This is a genomic window from Xenorhabdus bovienii, assembly GCF_024721015.1.
Classification (GTDB): domain Bacteria; phylum Pseudomonadota; class Gammaproteobacteria; order Enterobacterales; family Enterobacteriaceae; genus Xenorhabdus; species Xenorhabdus bovienii.
The window spans coordinates 1-18106 of the sequence record NZ_JANAIF010000072.1 but is presented as its reverse complement, the minus strand read 5'-3'; the positions used below and the strand labels follow the sequence as shown (position 1 = coordinate 18106).

General features: G+C 45.6%; 18 protein-coding genes and 2 pseudogenes. 11 read left to right on the top strand and 9 right to left on the bottom strand.

Going from position 1 to position 18106, the window contains the following annotated elements; translation table 11 throughout:
- The first annotated feature begins 395 nt into the window (after positions 1-395).
- Positions 396-1082 (top strand): class I SAM-dependent DNA methyltransferase, encoded by a 687-nt coding sequence (locus NXS07_RS15665; protein ID WP_258087109.1) that lies wholly within the window; start codon positions 396-398, stop codon positions 1080-1082.
- A gap of 6 nt (positions 1083-1088) precedes the next feature.
- Here NXS07_RS15665 and mobB read toward each other — a convergent pair whose 3' ends face one another.
- Both mobB and mobA read right to left on the bottom strand, forming a co-directional pair.
- Positions 1089-1622, bottom strand: coding sequence for a molybdopterin-guanine dinucleotide biosynthesis protein MobB (mobB, locus tag NXS07_RS15660; RefSeq protein WP_258087108.1), 534 nt, complete (start codon positions 1620-1622; stop codon positions 1089-1091).
- A complete protein-coding gene (gene mobA, locus NXS07_RS15655) occupies positions 1619-2206 on the bottom strand; it encodes a molybdenum cofactor guanylyltransferase MobA (RefSeq protein WP_258087107.1) in 588 nt (195 codons plus the stop codon). Before mobA ends, mobB begins: the two co-directional genes overlap by 4 nt.
- Positions 2207-2472: 266 nt before the next feature.
- Between mobA and NXS07_RS15650 the strand changes: the two genes are divergently transcribed.
- The 4 genes from NXS07_RS15650 (at position 2473) to spfP (ending at position 7735) form a co-directional block, all read left to right on the top strand.
- Positions 2473-3450 carry a serine/threonine protein kinase gene (locus NXS07_RS15650; protein WP_258087111.1) on the top strand — a complete coding sequence of 326 codons (978 nt, stop codon included), beginning with the start codon at positions 2473-2475 and terminating at the stop codon, positions 3448-3450.
- A 17-nt stretch (positions 3451-3467) separates the two neighbouring features.
- On the top strand, positions 3468-4091 hold the full coding sequence (dsbA, locus tag NXS07_RS15645; RefSeq protein WP_238126593.1) for a thiol:disulfide interchange protein DsbA: 624 nt from the start codon (positions 3468-3470) through the stop codon (positions 4089-4091).
- A gap of 409 nt (positions 4092-4500) precedes the next feature.
- Positions 4501-7299 carry a DNA polymerase I gene (polA, locus tag NXS07_RS15640; protein WP_258087106.1) on the top strand — a complete coding sequence of 933 codons (2799 nt, stop codon included), beginning with the start codon at positions 4501-4503 and terminating at the stop codon, positions 7297-7299.
- Between the two features lie 388 nt (positions 7300-7687).
- Entirely contained in the window at positions 7688-7735 is a 48-nt protein-coding gene (gene spfP / locus NXS07_RS22245) for a small protein SpfP (protein WP_438361642.1), read from the top strand.
- Between the two features lie 79 nt (positions 7736-7814).
- On the opposite strand, the gene yihA is transcribed toward spfP, so the two are convergent.
- The gene (yihA, locus tag NXS07_RS15635) at positions 7815-8438 is read right to left on the bottom strand and encodes a ribosome biogenesis GTP-binding protein YihA/YsxC (RefSeq protein WP_038217437.1); all 624 of its coding nucleotides are present in this window, start codon (positions 8436-8438) and stop codon (positions 7815-7817) included.
- 338 nt (positions 8439-8776) lie between these two features.
- On the opposite strand from yihA, the gene ppiA reads away from it, so the two are divergent.
- Together ppiA and NXS07_RS15625 are read left to right on the top strand one after the other, a co-directional pair.
- Positions 8777-9343, top strand: coding sequence for a peptidylprolyl isomerase A (gene ppiA, locus NXS07_RS15630; RefSeq protein WP_258087105.1), 567 nt, complete (start codon positions 8777-8779; stop codon positions 9341-9343).
- Between the two features lie 313 nt (positions 9344-9656).
- Positions 9657-10232: an aminodeoxychorismate synthase component II gene (locus tag NXS07_RS15625; RefSeq protein WP_038217441.1), complete on the top strand. Its 576-nt coding sequence runs from the start codon at positions 9657-9659 to the stop codon at positions 10230-10232.
- Between the two features lie 145 nt (positions 10233-10377).
- Here NXS07_RS15625 and NXS07_RS15620 read toward each other — a convergent pair whose 3' ends face one another.
- The 4 genes from NXS07_RS15620 to NXS07_RS15605 all read right to left on the bottom strand — a co-directional run bounded on the left by NXS07_RS15620 (position 10378) and on the right by NXS07_RS15605 (position 12905).
- Positions 10378-10506, bottom strand: coding sequence for a hypothetical protein (locus NXS07_RS15620; RefSeq protein WP_258087104.1), 129 nt, complete (start codon positions 10504-10506; stop codon positions 10378-10380).
- A gap of 15 nt (positions 10507-10521) precedes the next feature.
- The gene (gene crp / locus NXS07_RS15615; protein WP_038195556.1) at positions 10522-11154 is read right to left on the bottom strand and encodes a cAMP-activated global transcriptional regulator CRP; all 633 of its coding nucleotides are present in this window, start codon (positions 11152-11154) and stop codon (positions 10522-10524) included.
- Positions 11155-11715: 561 nt separating this feature from the next.
- Positions 11716-12585, bottom strand: a complete 870-nt coding sequence (locus tag NXS07_RS15610; protein WP_038195554.1) for a phosphoribulokinase — start codon at positions 12583-12585, stop codon at positions 11716-11718.
- A 101-nt stretch (positions 12586-12686) separates the two neighbouring features.
- Entirely contained in the window at positions 12687-12905 is a 219-nt protein-coding gene (locus NXS07_RS15605; protein ID WP_012990364.1) for a YheU family protein, read from the bottom strand.
- 170 nt (positions 12906-13075) lie between these two features.
- On the opposite strand from NXS07_RS15605, the gene NXS07_RS15600 reads away from it, so the two are divergent.
- Entirely contained in the window at positions 13076-13681 is a 606-nt protein-coding gene (locus NXS07_RS15600) for a LysE family translocator (protein WP_038204447.1), read from the top strand.
- A gap of 1 nt (position 13682) precedes the next feature.
- On the opposite strand, the gene murP is transcribed toward NXS07_RS15600, so the two are convergent.
- A complete protein-coding gene (gene murP, locus NXS07_RS15595) occupies positions 13683-15131 on the bottom strand; it encodes a PTS N-acetylmuramic acid transporter subunit IIBC (RefSeq protein ID WP_258087103.1) in 1449 nt (482 codons plus the stop codon).
- A 29-nt stretch (positions 15132-15160) separates the two neighbouring features.
- Positions 15161-16063, bottom strand: a complete 903-nt coding sequence (gene murQ, locus NXS07_RS15590) for an N-acetylmuramic acid 6-phosphate etherase (protein WP_258087110.1) — start codon at positions 16061-16063, stop codon at positions 15161-15163.
- A gap of 178 nt (positions 16064-16241) precedes the next feature.
- Between murQ and NXS07_RS22240 the strand changes: the two genes are divergently transcribed.
- From NXS07_RS22240 to NXS07_RS15580, 3 genes and pseudogenes are all read left to right on the top strand, one after another.
- The gene (locus NXS07_RS22240; RefSeq protein WP_051863060.1) at positions 16242-16547 is read left to right on the top strand and encodes an IS1-like element transposase; all 306 of its coding nucleotides are present in this window, start codon (positions 16242-16244) and stop codon (positions 16545-16547) included.
- Positions 16526-16957 (top strand): annotated as a pseudogene (locus tag NXS07_RS22235) (IS1 family transposase). Before NXS07_RS22240 ends, NXS07_RS22235 begins: the two are co-directional and overlap by 22 nt.
- Positions 16958-17071: 114 nt before the next feature.
- Positions 17072-17647 (top strand): annotated as a pseudogene (locus tag NXS07_RS15580) (transposase); the annotation flags it as partial.
- Positions 17648-18106 lie beyond the last annotated feature (459 nt).

The window sequence follows — 18106 nt, the reverse complement described above, 5'->3', positions numbered from 1 at the left end:
AAGCGAAAGAGCTCACCACTCGGTTGACTGATAACTTCCAGATTTTAAAACCCGCCTCTTCAAGTTAATTGCGTATAATACCGGAAGGTAAATAGCACTAATAAACTGAACAATTCCACATAATATGTACAACCCGCAACATAATTTGTGGGCTGTTTTCCAAAAAGTTTCGTTGCTTACCCCTACTCGTATTGATACTTTCTGAAATCAATTCTCATCAGCCTGATTTATATTGCAAGAACCGTAAATTATATGTGTTCATAAGGAAATAAATTTCCACCTAACTACAAAGTGAAAAACAGGGACTGTTCTAATTATCCATTTATTAGAGGCTAATAATTATGCCAAAAAAAGATGTAGACTATAATTCTATTGGAGATCGTTATGAACTCTTCATGAATAATAGGCCTCAACGTGAAATCGACGTTCGTACCATACTCAATCTGGTTGGCGATGTACGCGGCAAATCGGTTCTGGATTTGGCTTGTGGTTATGGTTACTTTGGTCGAGAGCTACGAAATCATGGCGCTTCAAAAGCGGTTGGTGTAGATATTTCCGAAACAATGGTAGGGCTTGCCAGAGCAAAATCGAAACAATATGGAGATGATCTGGAATTTCATGTACGAAATGTCTGCAATATGGAGTCATTTGGTCAGTTTGATATCGTCATTGCGGCTTGGTTGCTTAACTATTCGGAATCGATTGAAGATCTGGAAAAGATGTTTCAGGCTGTTGCCAATAATCTCAAGCCTTCTGGTAAGTTCATTGCTTACACAGTTTCTCCTGATTATCGATTAGCCGTAAGTAACTGTGATATTTATGGCATCAATATCCTGAGCGAAGAACCATGGAAAGATGGCATCCGTTATCAAGCCGAATTTTTAACTACGCCACCAAGTCCTTTTACGTTTTATCGATGGAGCCATGAAGATTACGAACGCGCTATTCAAAAAGCTGGGTTTAATCGATTTGAATGGCAAAAGCCCGAATTGTTGGAGAGCGATATCAAACGTTTTCCCGAGGGTTTCTGGGATGACCTCCAACAGAATGGCCTGAATATTGGCCTTACCTGCCAGTTCTGATGGTTTTTAGCCATGCTTGCCAGCGCTGCCTGCCCTCAACCACGCCACAATAAACGCTGTTACTTGCTGTGGTTGGTTGATATTAAGCTGAGGAAGCGATGTTGCCAGCGGGGTGTTGCTGGCAATAGCAATAACTTGGGGATCAAGGATCTGGTCAAAGACAATGTTCAGGCCGTGGCGATAGAGAGCTATTTTTGCAATGGCCTCTTCCTTGAAGCCTTCGACCAGAACCAGATCCAGGGAATCTGCATCGAACCGACTGGCGAGATAGTGTAGATCCAGCTCTGGTAAGTCTGGTGTTTCTGTCATCAATGCCCCGCGCTGCTGGCTGGCGACCAACGTTTGTGCTGCCCCTGCCTTACGCAGCTCATAACTGTCTTTGCCCGGTTGATCGACATCCATATTATGGTGAGTGTGCTTAATCAACCCCACGCGGATATGCTGCTGGCGCAATAGCGGAATGATCTGCTTAAGAAGTGTTGTTTTACCTGTTCCACTATAGGCAGTGATGCCGAGCAACGGCAATGTCGTCGGGCTCATGCTGACTCCTGGAAATATTCCCAATGCTGGTATTCTTCCGGTGTATTTAAATTGGTGAAGGAGCCGGGATAGGGAAAATAAACCGCTTTTGCTTTAATCATCTGCATAAAAAACACCAGCTTTCTCTCTCCCAGTGCCAGATAGCTTTCCAAGCGGGGGATCAGGCTGCGGTGCATTAAAGCCAGTGTGGGATGGGCACGTTGGCAATCATGGACATAAACTGCCCATGAATGCTGCCGATAACGCCACAGTTTTTCCACAAGGTCATCGGGAAAATCTGGCACATCACAGGGGACAAAGATCACCCATTCATGAATGGCCTTCTTCAATACCGCCAGCATACCTGCCAGTGGCCCAGAAAAATCGGTGATGATATCCGGTATGATGGGATAACCACTCTGCTGATAAAGCGCCTGATTACGGTTGGCGTTAATCAGCAGTTCTTGCACCTGCGGCTGCAATCTTGTGGCAATGTGTTGGTATAATGGTATGCCTTCGAATTGCAGTAATCCTTTATCATCCCCCCCCATGCGGGTGGATAGTCCTCCGGCCAGAATTGCGCCACTCATTTTTGGATGCGTCATGTTAACTCACCTGATATTTGGCAATGAAATATTTAATTATTTGGCTTATAACCTTTGTAAACCAATATGTAACAATGCTTTCATGGAAGAGAGTATAACCTTTACGCTTATTGACAGACCAACTCTTTCTCTAAGTCATTATCCTTGCTAATTTGTATAGCCATTTATAAGGAATTAAAAATGAAGAAGATTTTAAGACGGCTTTGCTGCGTGCCAGAGGCATTATTAAAGATTAATGAAGAGAGAGCAGGGTTGTGACGGAACAAATGGCTTTTAACTTCCAGAATATTACACCGGACTTAATCATGGATGCGTTGGTGCAGTCGGGTTTGTATATTGATTCTGGCTTAACTGAACTGAATAGCTATGAAAACCGAGTCTATCAGTTTATGGATGAAAATCGTAAACGCTATGTCGTGAAATTTTATCGCCCGCAACGCTGGAGCCAGCAGCAGATCCAAGAAGAGCATGATCTTGCACTGGCATTACAGCAGGCAGATTTGTCAGTTGCGGCGCCTCTGGTGTTTGCCGGCCAGACGGTACTGAATCATGGTGGGTTCTTCTTCGCCATTTTCCCCAGTGTGGGTGGGCGTCAGTATGAATCTGATAACTTTGATCAGCTGGAAGATGTTGGGCGATTGCTGGGGCAAATGCATCAAATTGGTCGCCAGAAAATATTTTCTACTCGTCCAACTATTGGTTTGGATGAATATTTATACCAGCCATACCGCTATTTATCTGCATGTAAATTAATCCCTGCTAAACATAAAAATACCTTCTTTGCTGCGTTGGATGAGTTAAATCAAACGGTGGAAGAAGCATGGTATTCTGATGGACAGATATTACGGCTGCATGGTGATTGCCATGCCGGCAATATTCTGTGGCGTGATGAGGCGTGGTTCGTGGATCTTGATGATGCCCGCAATGGCCCGGCGATTCAGGATTTGTGGATGTTGCTCAATGGCTCACGGCAAGAACGCTTGATCCAATTGGATATCCTGCTTGAGTCATATAGCCAGTTTACGGATTTTGATCCAAAGACATTGGCACTGATAGAACCACTTCGCGCGATGAGAATGGTCTATTATTTGGCTTGGGTTGCCCGTCGCTGGCAAGATCCGGCTTTTCCAAAAGCCTTTCCGTGGATGGCCGACAGCGACTTCTGGCATGGCCAGGTGAGTCTTTTTTCTGAACAAATTCGGCTGTTACAGGAATCACCTTTACAGCTAAATCCGATGTATTAATTTTACTGGAGAACATTATGAAGACATTTTGGTTAGCACTGGTGGGAGTATTTATGGCATTTAATGCCAGTGCTTCTGGTTTTTCTGAAGATAAACAATACATTGAATTAAAAAATCCAGTGGTCAATCAGCCACAGGTTTTAGAATTTTTCTCCTTTTATTGTCCCCACTGCTACCAGTTTGAAAATATTTACCATGTTCCTAGTACCGTTGAGAAGAATTTGCCAGCAGGTGTCACTCATGAGCGTTACCACGTCGATTTTATCGGGCCTTTGGGGAAAGATTTGACAGAGGCGTGGGCGGTTGCCATCGTCATGAAAATTGAGGATAAAGTCACCCCAATTTTGTTTGACGGTATCCAGAAAACCCAAACCATCAATAGCAAGGCCGATATCCGTAATGCTTTTATCAAAGCGGGTGTGTCAGGTGAAGAGTATGATGCGGCATTGAACAGCTTTATCGTGAAATCTGTGGCAGCCAAAGAGCGTCAGGCCGCTAGTGATTTACAACTGCAAGGCGTTCCTGCTGTTTATGTGAATGGCAAGTACCAGATTAAAAATGGGGGCATTGAGCCAGCGACAGTGACTGAGTATGCCAAGGGCTTTTCTGATGTAGTGAATTATCTGGTGACAAAAAAGTAAGTCGGAAGCCACTGCTGTGATTAAACAAAAATGCAAGTATTAATATAAAATCATATGCGTATTGTGCCAGTCATGATAAAGCTGGCACAATACTTGCTGAAAAGCCCCTTTCATAACATAAACTCCGGTTATATCCACAAGTCAGTGATTTTTAAGTCATTGTAATATTTCTTTAATACTCCACGTAATCCATTGATTTTTACCTCCTGTTGCTCATTTTTTAGGGGGGTAAACATAAATCTGTTTTATGTGCCAATTTTTTGTGCACAAAGTTATCCACAATTCATTCATCAGAATATTTGTCAGAAAAAGCCTGTCAGCACGAGAAAATTATCGCAAAATTCGTCTATAACGACACAGTATGGCATTCTACGCTTTAATCATCCCACAGAACGACGAAGAAAATTTTATGGCACAGATAGCAGACAATCCCTTGATTTTGGTTGATGGTTCTTCATACCTTTATCGTGCATACCATGCGTTTCCTCCGCTGACCAATAGTGCGGGAGAACCAACGGGCGCCATGTATGGTGTCCTGAATATGCTGCGCAGCTTAATCATCCAGTATAAACCCAGTCATGTGGCGGTCGTGTTTGATGCCAAGGGCAAAACGTTCCGTGATGAGTTATTTGCTGAATATAAATCTCATCGTCCCCCGATGCCGGATGATTTACGTGGGCAGATTGAACCGCTGCACAAAATGGTCGAGGCAATGGGGCTGCCAATTCTGGTTGTGCCGGGCGTCGAAGCTGATGACGTCATTGGTACACTGGCATTGCAAGCGGAAAAAGAAGGGCGTTCCGTTCTGATCAGTACGGGTGATAAAGATATGGCTCAGTTGGTTACGCCTCATATCACGCTGATTAACACCATGACTAACACCATTCTGGGGCCGGAAGGGGTTTCGGAGAAATATGGTGTTCCACCTGAATTGATCATCGATTTTCTCGCTCTGATGGGAGACTCCTCTGATAATATTCCCGGCGTACCGGGTGTCGGTGAAAAAACGGCGTTGGGGTTATTGCAGGGTATCGGCAGTCTGGATGATATCTATGCCAGACTTGATGAGATCGCGACACTCAGCTTCCGTGGCGCTAAAACGCTGAGTGGGAAAATGGAGCAGCATAAAGAGGTGGCTTACCTTTCTTATCAATTGGCAACGATTAAAACGGATGTTGAGCTGGATAAAACCTGTCTGGAGCTTGCGGTTACAGCCCCTGACAGTGATGAACTGTTGGCGCTGTTCAGCCGCTATGAATTCAAACGTTGGTTGAGCGATGTACAGAATGGCAGTTGGTTGGAAGGTAATAGCCAAAAACCCGCTGCGGCAGGTGCTACGGCTAACTCAGCTCCCGCCGGCAGTGCACCGGTTGCTGTCAATATTTCGTCGGAAAATTATCAAACCATCCTTGACCGGAAATCCCTTGATGAGTGGATTGTGAAGCTGAAACAGGCTCCGGCCTTCTCTTTTGATACTGAGACAGACGGACTTGATACGTTGACAGTTAATCTAGTCGGCATGTCTTTTGCTATTGCGGTGGGAGAATCAGAGGTTGAAGCGGCATATCTGCCGTTGGGGCATGATTACCTCGATGCACCAGAACAACTGGATCTGCATGAAGTTCTGGCGGCATTAAAACCCCTGCTGGAAGATGCAAACCTGCCTAAAATTGGTCAGAACCTGAAATTTGATCGTGGGGTGCTGGCACGTTACGACGTCGCTTTGAATGGCATTGTTTTTGATACGATGCTGGAGTCGTATGTCCTGAACAGTGTGAGCGGACGGCATGACATGGATAGCCTGGCAGATCGTCATCTGGGATATAAAACCACGACTTTTGAAGAAATCGCGGGCAAGGGCAAAAAGCAGCTTACCTTCAATCAAATCCCGCTGGAAGAAGCGGCAAAATATGCGGCTGAAGATGCGGATGTGACTTTACGGCTGCACCAAGCCATGTATCCACAGGTCGACAGTGTGCCGACGCTGAAAAGCATCTTCCAGAACATCGAAATGCCATTGGTGCCAGTGCTTTCCCGCATAGAGCGAACCGGCGTGCTGATCGATGCCCAGACACTGGCTGAACACTCAACGGAAATCACTGCGCGGCTGGGAGAATTGGAAAAAGCCGCTTATGAACTGGCGGGTGAAGAGTTCAATCTGGCTTCCCCAAAACAGTTACAGGTCATTCTCTTTGAAAAGCTGAACCTGCCTGTACTGAAAAAGACGCCAAATGGGGCGCCATCGACCAATGAAGAAGTGTTGGAAGAACTGGCCGATAACCATGAACTGCCGCGGGTGATTCTGGAACATCGCGGTTTGGCAAAACTGAAATCCACTTATACCGACAAACTGCCGCAGATGGTTAACCCGCTCACTAAACGAGTTCATACCTCTTATCATCAGGCAGTAACAGCGACCGGACGCCTTTCTTCCCGTGATCCTAACCTGCAAAACATTCCTGTCCGTAATGACGAGGGGCGACGTATCCGTCAGGCATTTATTGCACCGGAAGGTTATCGCATCATGGCGGCGGACTATTCGCAGATAGAATTGCGGATTATGGCGCATCTGTCACAGGATAAGGGCTTGCTGGAGGCTTTTGCGCAGGGTAAGGATATTCACAGTGCGACGGCGGCTGAAGTTTTTGGCGTGCCATTGGAAGAAGTGACCAGCGAACAGCGCCGCAGTGCGAAGGCGATCAATTTTGGTCTGATTTATGGCATGAGTGCGTTTGGTCTATCCCGCCAGTTAAGTATTCCACGCGGAGAAGCTCAACGCTATATGGATCTCTATTTTGAACGCTATCCGGGGGTACTGGCCTATATGGAACGTACACGCCAGCAGGCGGCTGAGCATGGTTTTGTTGAAACGTTGGAAGGGCGTCGCCTTTACCTGCCGGATATCAAATCGCGCAATGCCATGCGCCGCAAGGCTTCTGAGCGTGAGGCGATTAACGCGCCAATGCAGGGAACGGCGGCGGATATCATCAAACTGGCAATGATCGCGGTGGATAATTGGATCGTCAGTGAGCAGCCAAATGTACGCATGATTATGCAGGTGCACGATGAACTGGTATTTGAGGTTCATGAATCAGAACTGGCGATAGCGGAGCAGAAAGTCAGTGAGTTGATGGAAAAAAGTATGCAGCTTGATGTGCCGTTAAAAGTGGATGTGGGAATTGGGATCAACTGGGATCAGGCTCACTGATTAACGGATGAAAACAGCCACTTTGTCAGTCAAAAATCTGCAAAGTAAACAAAAGAGCCATAAAAAAAGTGGCTTTTTTGTTATGGTACAGAATTTTATGGGGATAATTTTTTATTGAAGTATTTTGATGGAATGACTGTTTATTTAACGGCCTGAAATTATCCTCATAATGCCGCGAAAGGGCTTGTGACAAGAATTTAGCTTAGGTTTGAGATTAGATCTAGATCTCACAAATATGTAATTAAACTACATAAAAAATGATGTAATGACCCGATTTAGCGAAATAATTGCGGCTGAATCACGGTATCACATGAAAATTAGTTACAAAAAAATCTTTTTCTGGTGAAAAAAATAGGGTAGAGTTGTTCGCGTAGGGTACAGAGGTAAGATGTTCTATCTTTCAGACCTTTTACTTCACGTAATCGGATTTAGCTGAATATTAGCTGCCCCAGTCATTTCTTTTGACTGGGGCGTTTTTTTATGCGCGATGCACGGCTTTAGGGGATAGGTGAAGCTCACTCCACCTCAATGGCAGGCTGGTTGAACCAGTAGTCAAGTTTCTGCTCAAGTTGATCGATGCCGATTTTTTTCAGGACAGAGAAATTTTCAATTTGAATCTCGCCACCCAGAGAAGCCAGCTCCTGACGGACTTTCGCCAATTGGCTTTTACGGGCGCCGGATGCCAATTTATCCGCTTTCGTCAGCAAAACCATAACGGGTACTTGCATCACGACTGCCCATTCGATCATCTGCATATCCAGATCTTTCAGTGGATGACGGATATCCATTAAAACCACCAACCCGAGCAGACACTCACGTTTCTGGAGATACTCTCCCAGTGCGTTCTGCCATTTGCGTTTCATTTCTTCTGGTACTTCAGCGTAGCCATAACCCGGTAAGTCAACCAGCCGAATACCTTCTTCCACTTCGAACAGGTTGATAAGCTGAGTACGTCCTGGGGTTTTACTGGTGCGAGCAAGGCTCTTTTGTTTAGTCAGTGCATTCAGGGCGCTGGATTTACCCGCATTCGATCGACCGGCAAACGCGACCTCAATACCCACATCTTGAGGCAGGTGGCGAATGTCAGGTGCACTCGTGACAAAGTGGGTCATGTGATAGTTGTAGTTTTTGATGGTCAAAATGGTTATCTCCCTGAGGAATACACGAAAACAGCGCGCTGATTATACCTAGAGCAGCGGCTTGTGGACAGGTGTAACTACTAATTGCACGATATCTGTATTGTATACCCTTTGGTTTAATACTCTATATTTCTCGCCATTTATAACGTTATTCCCCACATAAACAAAATTCAGGTTATGAGACCATAATAGCCATTCAGATAGAATTCATCTCAACAAATAGCTGCTTACTCGTAAATGTAGGTAAATCTTTGGAACTTAGTTCTATAGGGAATTACACTTAATAAGTTTTGTTGTTATGAGTTTTGTTATTGACCTCAAAAATAAAGGAACCATTAATGTTTAAACGTATTTTTGTGTCGCTTATGGCTGCATGTGCTATCAGTGTGATGGCAGCTCCGGCATTGGCTGCCGAAACTCATGTGAAGCTGGTAACATCAGCAGGAGAAATAGAGCTTGCGCTGGATAGTAACAAGGCGCCAATCACCACAAAAAATTTCATTGAGTATGTCAATGAAGGGTTTTATAACAACACCATTTTTCACCGCATCATTCCCGGGTTTATGGTTCAGGGGGGGGGCTTCACAAAAGACATGAAGCAGAAGGTGACCAAAGCGCCAATCAAAAATGAAGCAGATAATGGTTTGCGTAATCTGCGTGGCACGATAGCGATGGCACGTACCGCAGATAAAGACAGTGCCACCAGCCAGTTCTTCATTAATGTCACCGATAACGCCTTCCTTGACCACGGTCAGCGTGATTTTGGTTATGCTGTCTTTGGTAAAGTCGTAAAAGGTATGGATGTGGTTGATAAAATGTCTCAGGTCAAGACAGAAAATGTTGGCCCTTATCAAAATGTCCCCGTGAAACCGCTTGTGATCCTTTCTGCCAAAGTTGCACCTTAATTCAATAGGAAAACAGGGTTTTCCTGCCTTGAAGCCTAGGAAGTAAGACGGTATTTGTATTGTGCCATTCGCTTTTTGAGTGCCGTCTTCCCCTTTCACCTGCGTTATCTTTTCACGTCAAGCTCTCATCATGGGTGAATGCTGCTGTTTGCTGGCAAAGCTATCCTACTATTTTAAAAATACGTCTGTGGTATGATGAGCGTCCCGCTGCTGTTGATGCTGCTTTACCTGATTTTATCGAAATACAGAATGCACAATACCCGCTAGGGTAGGGCAATATATAAAACTATAAAAATCAGTAGGATATACTCCTATGCTATTAATAATAGATAACTACGATTCTTTTACATTCAATTTATATCAATATTTTTGCGAGTTAGGGACAAATGTTTTAGTTAAGCGTAATGATGAATTACAGCTTGAAGATATCGAGAAATTGGCACCCACACATTTAGTGATTTCGCCGGGGCCTTGTACGCCGAATGAAGCAGGGATTTCACTAGAGGTCATTTCGCATTTTGCCGGCAAGTTGCCTATCCTCGGTGTGTGTCTTGGTCATCAGGCTATTGGGCAGGCGTTTGGTGCGAGTGTGGTCAAAGCCCGCGAGGTGATGCACGGAAAAAACAGCTTGATCCACCATAATCAACAAGGAGTATTCAAAGGATTGAACCGTCCACTGACTGTTACCCGTTATCATTCTCTGGTGATTGCGGCTGAAACCCTGCCAGCGTCGTTTGAAGTGACCGCATGGAGTCAGCATAACGGTAATGTAGATGAAATTATGGGAATACGTCACCGTACTTTGCCATTGGAAGGTGTGCAATTTCACCCTGAAAGCATTCTCAGTGAACAGGGACATGATTTGTTGAATAATTTTCTCAGATATTAACCAGATACCATCGCATTTTCCTCACCGGCTGTTTTTTTATTTGCCCTTATGTGATTTTTTATTCATATTTGGTGACTATTATTTCACTGTGATATGGTAAATATAAAAATAAGGTGAGGGAAATCACGTCTGCCCCAGCGGAATATCAGGGCAAGGCCAGTGAAGTGTTACAGAAAGCGGCGGAACGGGGCTTGATGCTACCATTGCACAGATAAGGCAAAGGAAGCAACAAAAAAGCCAGTGCAGGATAAGGGTTGCGCTGGCTTAGTTTCAAGAGCAATTTCAGGAACTAGCGGGTTCCATATACTACAATGGTTTTGCCATGAGCAGAGATCAGGTTTTGATCTTCTAACATCTTCAGAATGCGGCCAACTGTTTCGCGGGAACACCCGACAATCTGGCCAATTTCCTGACGTGTAATTTTTATTTGCATACCATCAGGATGGGTCATTGCATCAGGCTGTTTGGCCAGATTCATTAACGTCTTGGCAATACGGCCTGTGACATCCAGAAATGCCAGGTTACCGACTTTTTCTGAAGTTGTTTGTAAGCGTTTTGCCATCTGAGAGGATAGACGCATCAGAATATCAGGGTTGACCTGAATGAGCTGGCGAAATTTCTTGTAGGAAATTTCAGCGACTTCACAGGCACTTTTAGCTCGTACCCATGCAGTACGCAGCTTTCCTTCTTCAAACAATCCAAGCTCACCAATGAAATCTCCCTGATTTAAATAAGAGAGAATCATTTCTTTGCCTTCTTCATCTTTTATTAGAACAGCAACTGAACCTTTAACAATATAGTAAAGCGTTTCTGCTTTCTCGCCTTGATGAATAAGCGTGCTCTTGGATGGATATTTGTGAATATGGCAGTGTGACAAAAACCATTCAAGAGTAGGGTCTGTTTGTGGCTTGCCGAGAACCATTCGCTTTATCCTCTGTTGTTATTTCCGCCTTTATGACGTGAGGAAACAGCTTTTCCTCACCCGGCTGGCTTTATAAAGTCAATAGCTTAACATATTAACTTGCTGAAAAACTGACAAGCGGGAATTTTATATAGATTATAATCATACAAAAATACGGGTGCCTTGATCTTAACCTATATATCTTGCCAGCTTCGCTTGTAACTCTGTTTGTAACACAGGAAAACGTTTCTGTCTCCTCCTGTATCGCTTCAGCGCGCCAGATTACCCGAAATCTATTTCGAGCGTGTCTTTATTGCTCTATGACTTATGGGAAACCGAATAATGCTAATATTTCCAAAGGGAAAAGGAAAAGGAGCATAAAGGCAGGAACTGCTAAATAGCTTCTTTATCGTGTAAGAATCGGCGAGTACTTTGGTAAATATCGTACTGCTTTTACGCGTTTTACCCTACTGAATTTTCTCTTTATCATCTGTTTTTATTGTTACTGAAATGCTTATTTGCGTAAAACAGGCAACGTTATTTTTTGTTACCTGTTTAATTAAAAATTAAATTGCGTTTAAATCAAGAAATTTTTTTGCCTTCCAGTAATTGCTGAACCCACGGAGCCATAATTAACTCCATGGCCAGCCCCACTTTTCCGCCGGGAACGACAATGGTATTTATACTGGAAATAAATGACCCCTGAAGCATTGACAGTAAATAAGGAAAATCAATTTGTTTCAGGCCACGGAAACGAATCACGATAAAACTTTCATCCAGAGATGGAATAGCCTTGGCGGAGAAGGGGTTAGAGGTATCAACTGTGGGAACGCGCTGGAAATTGATATGAGTACGGGAAAACTGTGGCGTAATATAGCGGATATAATCATCCATCGAACGCACCACGGAATCCATGACCGCCTCTCTTGAATGGCCACGTTCGCTGGTATCACGGATAAGTTTCTGTATCCACTCAAGGTTGACGATGGGGACGACACCAATCAGCAAATCAACATAGCTGGCGACATTATACTGTGGAGTAACAACGCCGCCATGCAACCCTTCATAAAACAGAATATCGGTGTTTGATGGCAGTGATTCCCACGGAGTGAATGTACCCGGTACTTGATTGTAAGGCACCGCTTCATCATAGGTGTGGAGATATCTCCGGCAGCGGCCAGTGCCTGTTTCACCATAGTTACAAAATGTCTTTTCCAACATGCTGAAATCATTGGCTTCCGGCCCAAAATAGCTGACATGCCTGCCTTGCTCCTTCGCCTTACGGATCTCGGCATCCATTTCAGGACGGGTGTAACGGTGGAAACTATCTCCTTCGATGAGTGCGGCAGTAACTTCAAGTTGTTGGAAAATCTTGCGGAACGCCACACTGGTCGTTGTTGTTCCGGCTCCGCTAGAACCCGTTATGGCAATGACAGGGTGTTTGGCAGACATAAGAACAGACTCCTTATCAATAAAAGTTGGGACTATCTTTCTCGTCATCAGCAATACAGAGCAAAATAAGGCAAACGGAACAGCCTGATAAGAAGAAGGCGCTAAGGGCGAAACATCTCTTTGGGCATGATATTGACGGTTTCATGCAGTTCAGACCAGACCAGCAGGACTTCTCCCCGTTCAAGCTGACGTTTTACATCCTGTACTTTTTGCTCCAGCGTTTTTTCATCTTCACCGTAATCGGTGCCTTCCCGCAAGACAAAACTTTCGATCAGGTCGAGTAGGGTTTCGGGTGCCAGTTGTTGCCACGGGATCATCATTGTGGTTGCTCCTGAGTGTGTAAATGGGGATTACCGGCCTCGCTCAGGGGGGAAACATTCTCACTCATAAGGGATTAATTTTCATGATTAGTCATCTTGTGTAGTGAATAACATACTGTTATTTTCGTCGAAAGGAAATGTTAACAATTTGGGTAAGAGGAACAACCCCCATGACCGCAAGCCTGATATTCTCACTAAGCGCCTTCTTATTGATCTCTGCGATTACACCGGGCCCGAATAATATGCTGTTGACTTCATCGGGTGCCAATTTTGGTTTCCGTCGCTCGTTACCGCTTTGGCTGGGTATCCTTCTTGGCATACAGACAATCCTGCTGCTGTCTGCCTTTGGTGTGGGAGCAGTGCTGCTGCTGTATCCGGCGATGCACACCGTGTTGAAAGTGCTCGGTAGTCTGTATTTATTAAGGCTGGCGTGGAAAACGTCGACAGCACATTATAAACGGTTGGAAACGGCAAATTTGGCGGCCGTTCCCATCAAAGGCTACCAAGGCTGGTTATTACAGTTTCTGAACCCTAAAGCGTGGATGATGGGATTGGGCGCCGTCGGCAGTTACAGCCTACAGGGAGACTTATATAACCACTCAGTGGTAGTAATAAGTGTGGTGATGCTGGTCTCCAACATGATCGCCGGTACAGTGTGGATTGTTCTGGGGTCGCTGATTGGCTCCCTGCTGAAAAGCCGCAATGCCTGGTTTATTTTCAACATCACTATGGGTATTTTGACCGCTGCCTGTGTCCCCCTGATTTGGATGGGTTGAATCAGCTTAAATCAATATTTTTACTGCCAAAGAAAAATGTCAGTATAAAACCACTGATATAAGCAATGATTAAACCTGCGCCGTACACTGCCATGCCCGTGAAGATGCCACTATCGGACGTCATCAGGGGCATGGCGACCAGACCCGATGGGCCGAAAACAGAATTCAGCCCGACAGGGACTCCCAGCCAGGCAACCAGACCGATAAAAAAGCCGCCGATTGCACCACCGAGACAAGCTGTGACAAAGGGTTTGACGCGAGGTAGCGTCACACCATAAATCAGTGGCTCTCCGATCCCCAGAAAACCCGGAATGATGGCACCTTTGATTTGAGTGCGCAGCAGCGAACCTTTTTGGGCTTTCATATATAGCGCCAGCGCAGAGCCGACCTGCCCTGCTCCCGCCATCGCCAGAATCGGGAACAGCGAGTTAAAGTTTTGCACATCCATCAGCGTAAAATAGACGGGAACAAAACCCTGATGTACACCAAACATCACCGCAATTAAGAATAACCCTGCCAGAATTGCCGCACCGAATGGATTACCGTTCAGATGCATGAACAGCCATGACATCGTCGTAAACAGGTAGCTTCCCACAGGCATGATGACAATAAACGTGACGGCACCCATGATGAGCAGGGTGAGGGTGGAAGTGAGGATCATATCCAGATCAGAGGGCATAATTTTGCGGATCTGTTTTTCCACCCAGGCGCCGAGAATACAGGCAATCAGCACCCCGATGATATTCCCGCGCGGGTCAATGGCGAAGCCAAAGAAATCACTGATACCGGAATAGAAGCCGCTGGTGGCGCTGGCGTTATAACCCAGCACGAACAGGGAAGCGATAACGGCGCCATTGACGCCGGAGCCGCCAAAGGCTTTCTGCGCATTATAACCAATCAGAATACTCAGGAAACTGAACATCCCTTTGCTGAAAACTTTCATATAGCCGACCATCTCCACCAATACGGCATTGGGATGTCCGGCTCCCTGAATGAAAATCTGTTCCAGCAGGGTAGCGAACCCCAATAACAGGCCAACGGCGATAAAACCGGGGATCAGCGGGGTAAAAATGGTGGCGAATTTAGCCAGAAACTTATGAACTGAACGGGTTTGTTTTTCTTTGAGCTGCTTTTTATTGGAAGAAGCAATCTCTTTCAAACCGGCGGGCTGAGGTTCAGCGGTGGAATGATCGGCAGTACTCAATAGCGCGTTCATCATATCCGCGGCGGTTTGTGCTTTGCCGGGGCCAAGGACAATCTGGAGCTGTTCGTCATTTTCAATGACACCTAAAACCCCGGGAATTTTCTTTAAGGCAGTTTTATCGGCCAGTGAATCATCACGCAGTGTTAATCGCAGGCGAGTCATGCAATTGCCACAATGCACGACATTATTCACGCCACCCATTGCCCTGAGTATTTCAACCAGCATTTCCTGACTGATTTTAGCCATTTATTACCCCTCCAAAGAAACCATGATCATCAGGATTTTGAGATAGCAGGCCGGATAAACCCTTGGTGTTCTGCCAATAATTTTTTGGCTTCTTCAGCACGAATTCCCGATAGAATCATCACGATTGCGGTTTTGCAGTGACCGTCACAGGCACTCAGGGCCTGTTCTGCCGTTTCCCTGCTGCACTCAGTGGCGGCCATGACAATATTCTTCTGACGTTCGATCAATTTAGTATTGGTGGCTTCTATATCCACCATTAAATTGCCATACACCTTACCCGTGCGGATCATAGCCCCGGTTGTGATCATATTTAGCACCAGCTTTTGAGCCGTTCCTGCCTTCATGCGGGAAGAACCCGTCACGATTTCAGGCCCTACCACAGGCGTAATGGCGATATCAGCCAACTGCGTCATCGGGCTGTCCGGATTGCAACTGATGCAGGCTATAGTTGCCCCGACCGATCGGGCATATTCCATCGCGCCCAACACATAAGGCGTCCGGCCACTGGCGGCGATCCCGACCAGCACATCCTTTTCATTGAAGTGTAGTCCCTTAAGATCCTCTGCGCCTGATTGCTGATTATCTTCCGCATTTTCGACCGCCTTCAAAATCGCCTGATGCCCGCCGGCGATTAAACCGACAACCCACTCCGGCTTTGTACCATAGGTTGGAGGGCACTCACTCGCATCCAGAATGCCCAGACGCCCGGAGGTTCCGGCTCCGCTATATATCAATCGTCCGCCGTGACGAAATGCCTCGGCCACTTTATCGACTACCCGGGTAATTTGGGGCAGCGTTTTTTCAACGGCCAGAGCCACTTTTTTATCTTCATCATTGATAACGCGCAGCATATCGAGTGTGGATAGCTCATCAATATGGGTACTGGCAGGGTTACGGCTTTCTGTCACCATATTGCTCAGATCGATTTTCATCATTTGTTCCTGTTGTATGTGATGGGAAAGTGAATATGCCATTCATGGAGAGCAGATCATCGTACTGATGACTTGATATAAAATCCATTGGGTATCACCCGCATTATTTCCGCTATTAAAAGGTCATGACATCAATTTATTGAATTATGTATAGTCTGTCTATTTGGAGAACATTCAGATGGCAAAGATTGATGTTACCTGCCCATCTTGCTGTGCAGTTAAAGGGATCCATCGTAATGGGCGCTCTCGTTCCGGTCATCAACGTTACCTTTGCCAATCCTGTCGCCATTTCTGGCAACTGGAATTCACTTATACCGCATGTTGTCCCAGTACACATGAGCAAATCGTTGATATGGCCATGAATGGAGTGGGATGTCGGGCGACAGCGCGTGTTATGGGGATTGGTCTTAATACTGTCCTTCGTCACTTAAAAAGCTCAGGCCCAAACACATCACTGAAGCCATGGCTCCCGGCATCGAAGTGATTATTTGTTGCGAAATGGATGCGCAGTGGTCATACGTGAAGTCAAAGAACAAACCTCGTTGGCTCTTTTATGCCTACGACAGGATTAGGTGAAAAGTCATCGCCCACGTTTTTGGCCCAAGAACAAAGAAGACATTGATGCGGTTTGATGGCGTTATTGTCTCCTTTCAACATTGTGGTCTATATGACCGATGGCTGGAGAGGGTAAAAACGCTGGCAGGAAAACTGCATGTGGTCAGCAAGCGTTATACACAACGCATAGAGAGACATAATCTGAATCTTCGTCATCATTTGGTAAGACTGACTCGCAAAACCCTGTCTTTTTCAAAATCCGTAGAAATAATGGGATGGATGCCCCATTCAAGCGGCATCAGTGTGCCAAAATGGAAGTGTATTAAAACAGCCATTTAATAACGGGAGTGTCCACTATGAAGATGACAACAGTGGGTATCGATCTGGCAAAAATGTCTTTCAGATCCACGGCGTTGATGCACAAAGTGAAACGGTGCTCAAAAAACAGCTACCGCGCGAGAGGGATTGGTCAAACCGTACTGCGCAGGCCAATGCCATTAGGGGTTTACTGAGCGAGTTTGGGATCGTTATTGTTCAGGGAGTACGACTGCCTGAGATTCTGGAGAGTGTCAGTAATAGTCTGCCAGATATCTTCAGGCAACTATTCCAGCAGTTGGGTGAACACCTGAAGGAGCTTGATCGTCAGGTGATAGAACCGGAACAGAAAATTCAACACTGGCATCGGTAGGGGATGCCAGACACTTCTCTAATGGTCGCCAGCTGGCGGCATGGCGGGGTCTGGTTCCCCGGCAACATTCGAGTGGGAGTAAGTTAACTTTACAGGGGATTAGCAAACGGGGTGACAATTATTTACGGACACTATTGATTTATGGAGACAGGGTGGTGGTACGGTACGTAAAAGAGAAAACCGGCCGAACAGAAAACTGGCTGAATAGTCTGTTGTCGAGACGTAATACCAATATTGCTGTGGTGGCGCTGGCGAATAAGAATGCCAGGATTATCTGGGCGTTGCTGGTACATGGCAGGGAGTTTGAGGCGGATTATGGGAGCCCGGAAACAAGCGACTAAAATCCTAAAGTGCAAATCAGGGAGCCCATATAAAAGTAATTTCCAAAGGTTGCACGGGCAATCGAGAAGTGATGGCAAGAGAGGTTAGACCGTGATCAGAAAACTCTGGTGTCGTGCAAGCGCTCATAGCGCGCCGAAATGATAAGAGTCTGGTCAGCGAATTCCATCAGGGACAAAGGCGACGGCCTCAACTAAAGTCCGGATGTATGACTGCAATCTTAACCGAGTTCTGGTCATGACAAACGATTGTTTGGCAAATAAGGGGCGTCCATGTATGCACGATCAAGTCATCAGCACTTTCATTGAACGTGAATATTATGTTTGATACCAATCAACGGATTGAATACGTGACCAAACCCAACCCATTACACTATAAAATAACTTACTAAGTAATCAAGAAAAATTAATTGCAAATTTAGCACCATAACCTTCCAATAGAGTATTTAGCTCATACTCCAC

What these genes read in the sequence shown, in the direction of transcription:
- NXS07_RS15665 (WP_258087109.1), top strand. Translation starts at nt 396, where the DNA reads ATGAATAATAGGCCTCAACGTGAAATCGACGTTCGTACCATACTCAAT.
- mobB (WP_258087108.1), bottom strand. Translation starts at nt 1,622, where the DNA reads ATGAGCCCGACGACATTGCCGTTGCTCGGCATCACTGCCTATAGTGGA.
- mobA (WP_258087107.1), bottom strand. Translation starts at nt 2,206, where the DNA reads ATGACGCATCCAAAAATGAGTGGCGCAATTCTGGCCGGAGGACTATCC.
- NXS07_RS15650 (WP_258087111.1), top strand. Translation starts at nt 2,473, where the DNA reads ATGGCTTTTAACTTCCAGAATATTACACCGGACTTAATCATGGATGCG.
- dsbA (WP_238126593.1), top strand. Translation starts at nt 3,468, where the DNA reads ATGAAGACATTTTGGTTAGCACTGGTGGGAGTATTTATGGCATTTAAT.
- polA (WP_258087106.1), top strand. Translation starts at nt 4,501, where the DNA reads ATGGCACAGATAGCAGACAATCCCTTGATTTTGGTTGATGGTTCTTCA.
- ppiA (WP_258087105.1), top strand. Translation starts at nt 8,777, where the DNA reads ATGTTTAAACGTATTTTTGTGTCGCTTATGGCTGCATGTGCTATCAGT.
- NXS07_RS15625 (WP_038217441.1), top strand. Translation starts at nt 9,657, where the DNA reads ATGCTATTAATAATAGATAACTACGATTCTTTTACATTCAATTTATAT.
- crp (WP_038195556.1), bottom strand. Translation starts at nt 11,154, where the DNA reads ATGGTTCTCGGCAAGCCACAAACAGACCCTACTCTTGAATGGTTTTTG.
- NXS07_RS15610 (WP_038195554.1), bottom strand. Translation starts at nt 12,585, where the DNA reads ATGTCTGCCAAACACCCTGTCATTGCCATAACGGGTTCTAGCGGAGCC.
- NXS07_RS15605 (WP_012990364.1), bottom strand. Translation starts at nt 12,905, where the DNA reads ATGATGATCCCGTGGCAACAACTGGCACCCGAAACCCTACTCGACCTG.
- NXS07_RS15600 (WP_038204447.1), top strand. Translation starts at nt 13,076, where the DNA reads ATGACCGCAAGCCTGATATTCTCACTAAGCGCCTTCTTATTGATCTCT.
- murP (WP_258087103.1), bottom strand. Translation starts at nt 15,131, where the DNA reads ATGGCTAAAATCAGTCAGGAAATGCTGGTTGAAATACTCAGGGCAATG.
- murQ (WP_258087110.1), bottom strand. Translation starts at nt 16,063, where the DNA reads ATGAAAATCGATCTGAGCAATATGGTGACAGAAAGCCGTAACCCTGCC.
- NXS07_RS22240 (WP_051863060.1), top strand. Translation starts at nt 16,242, where the DNA reads ATGGCAAAGATTGATGTTACCTGCCCATCTTGCTGTGCAGTTAAAGGG.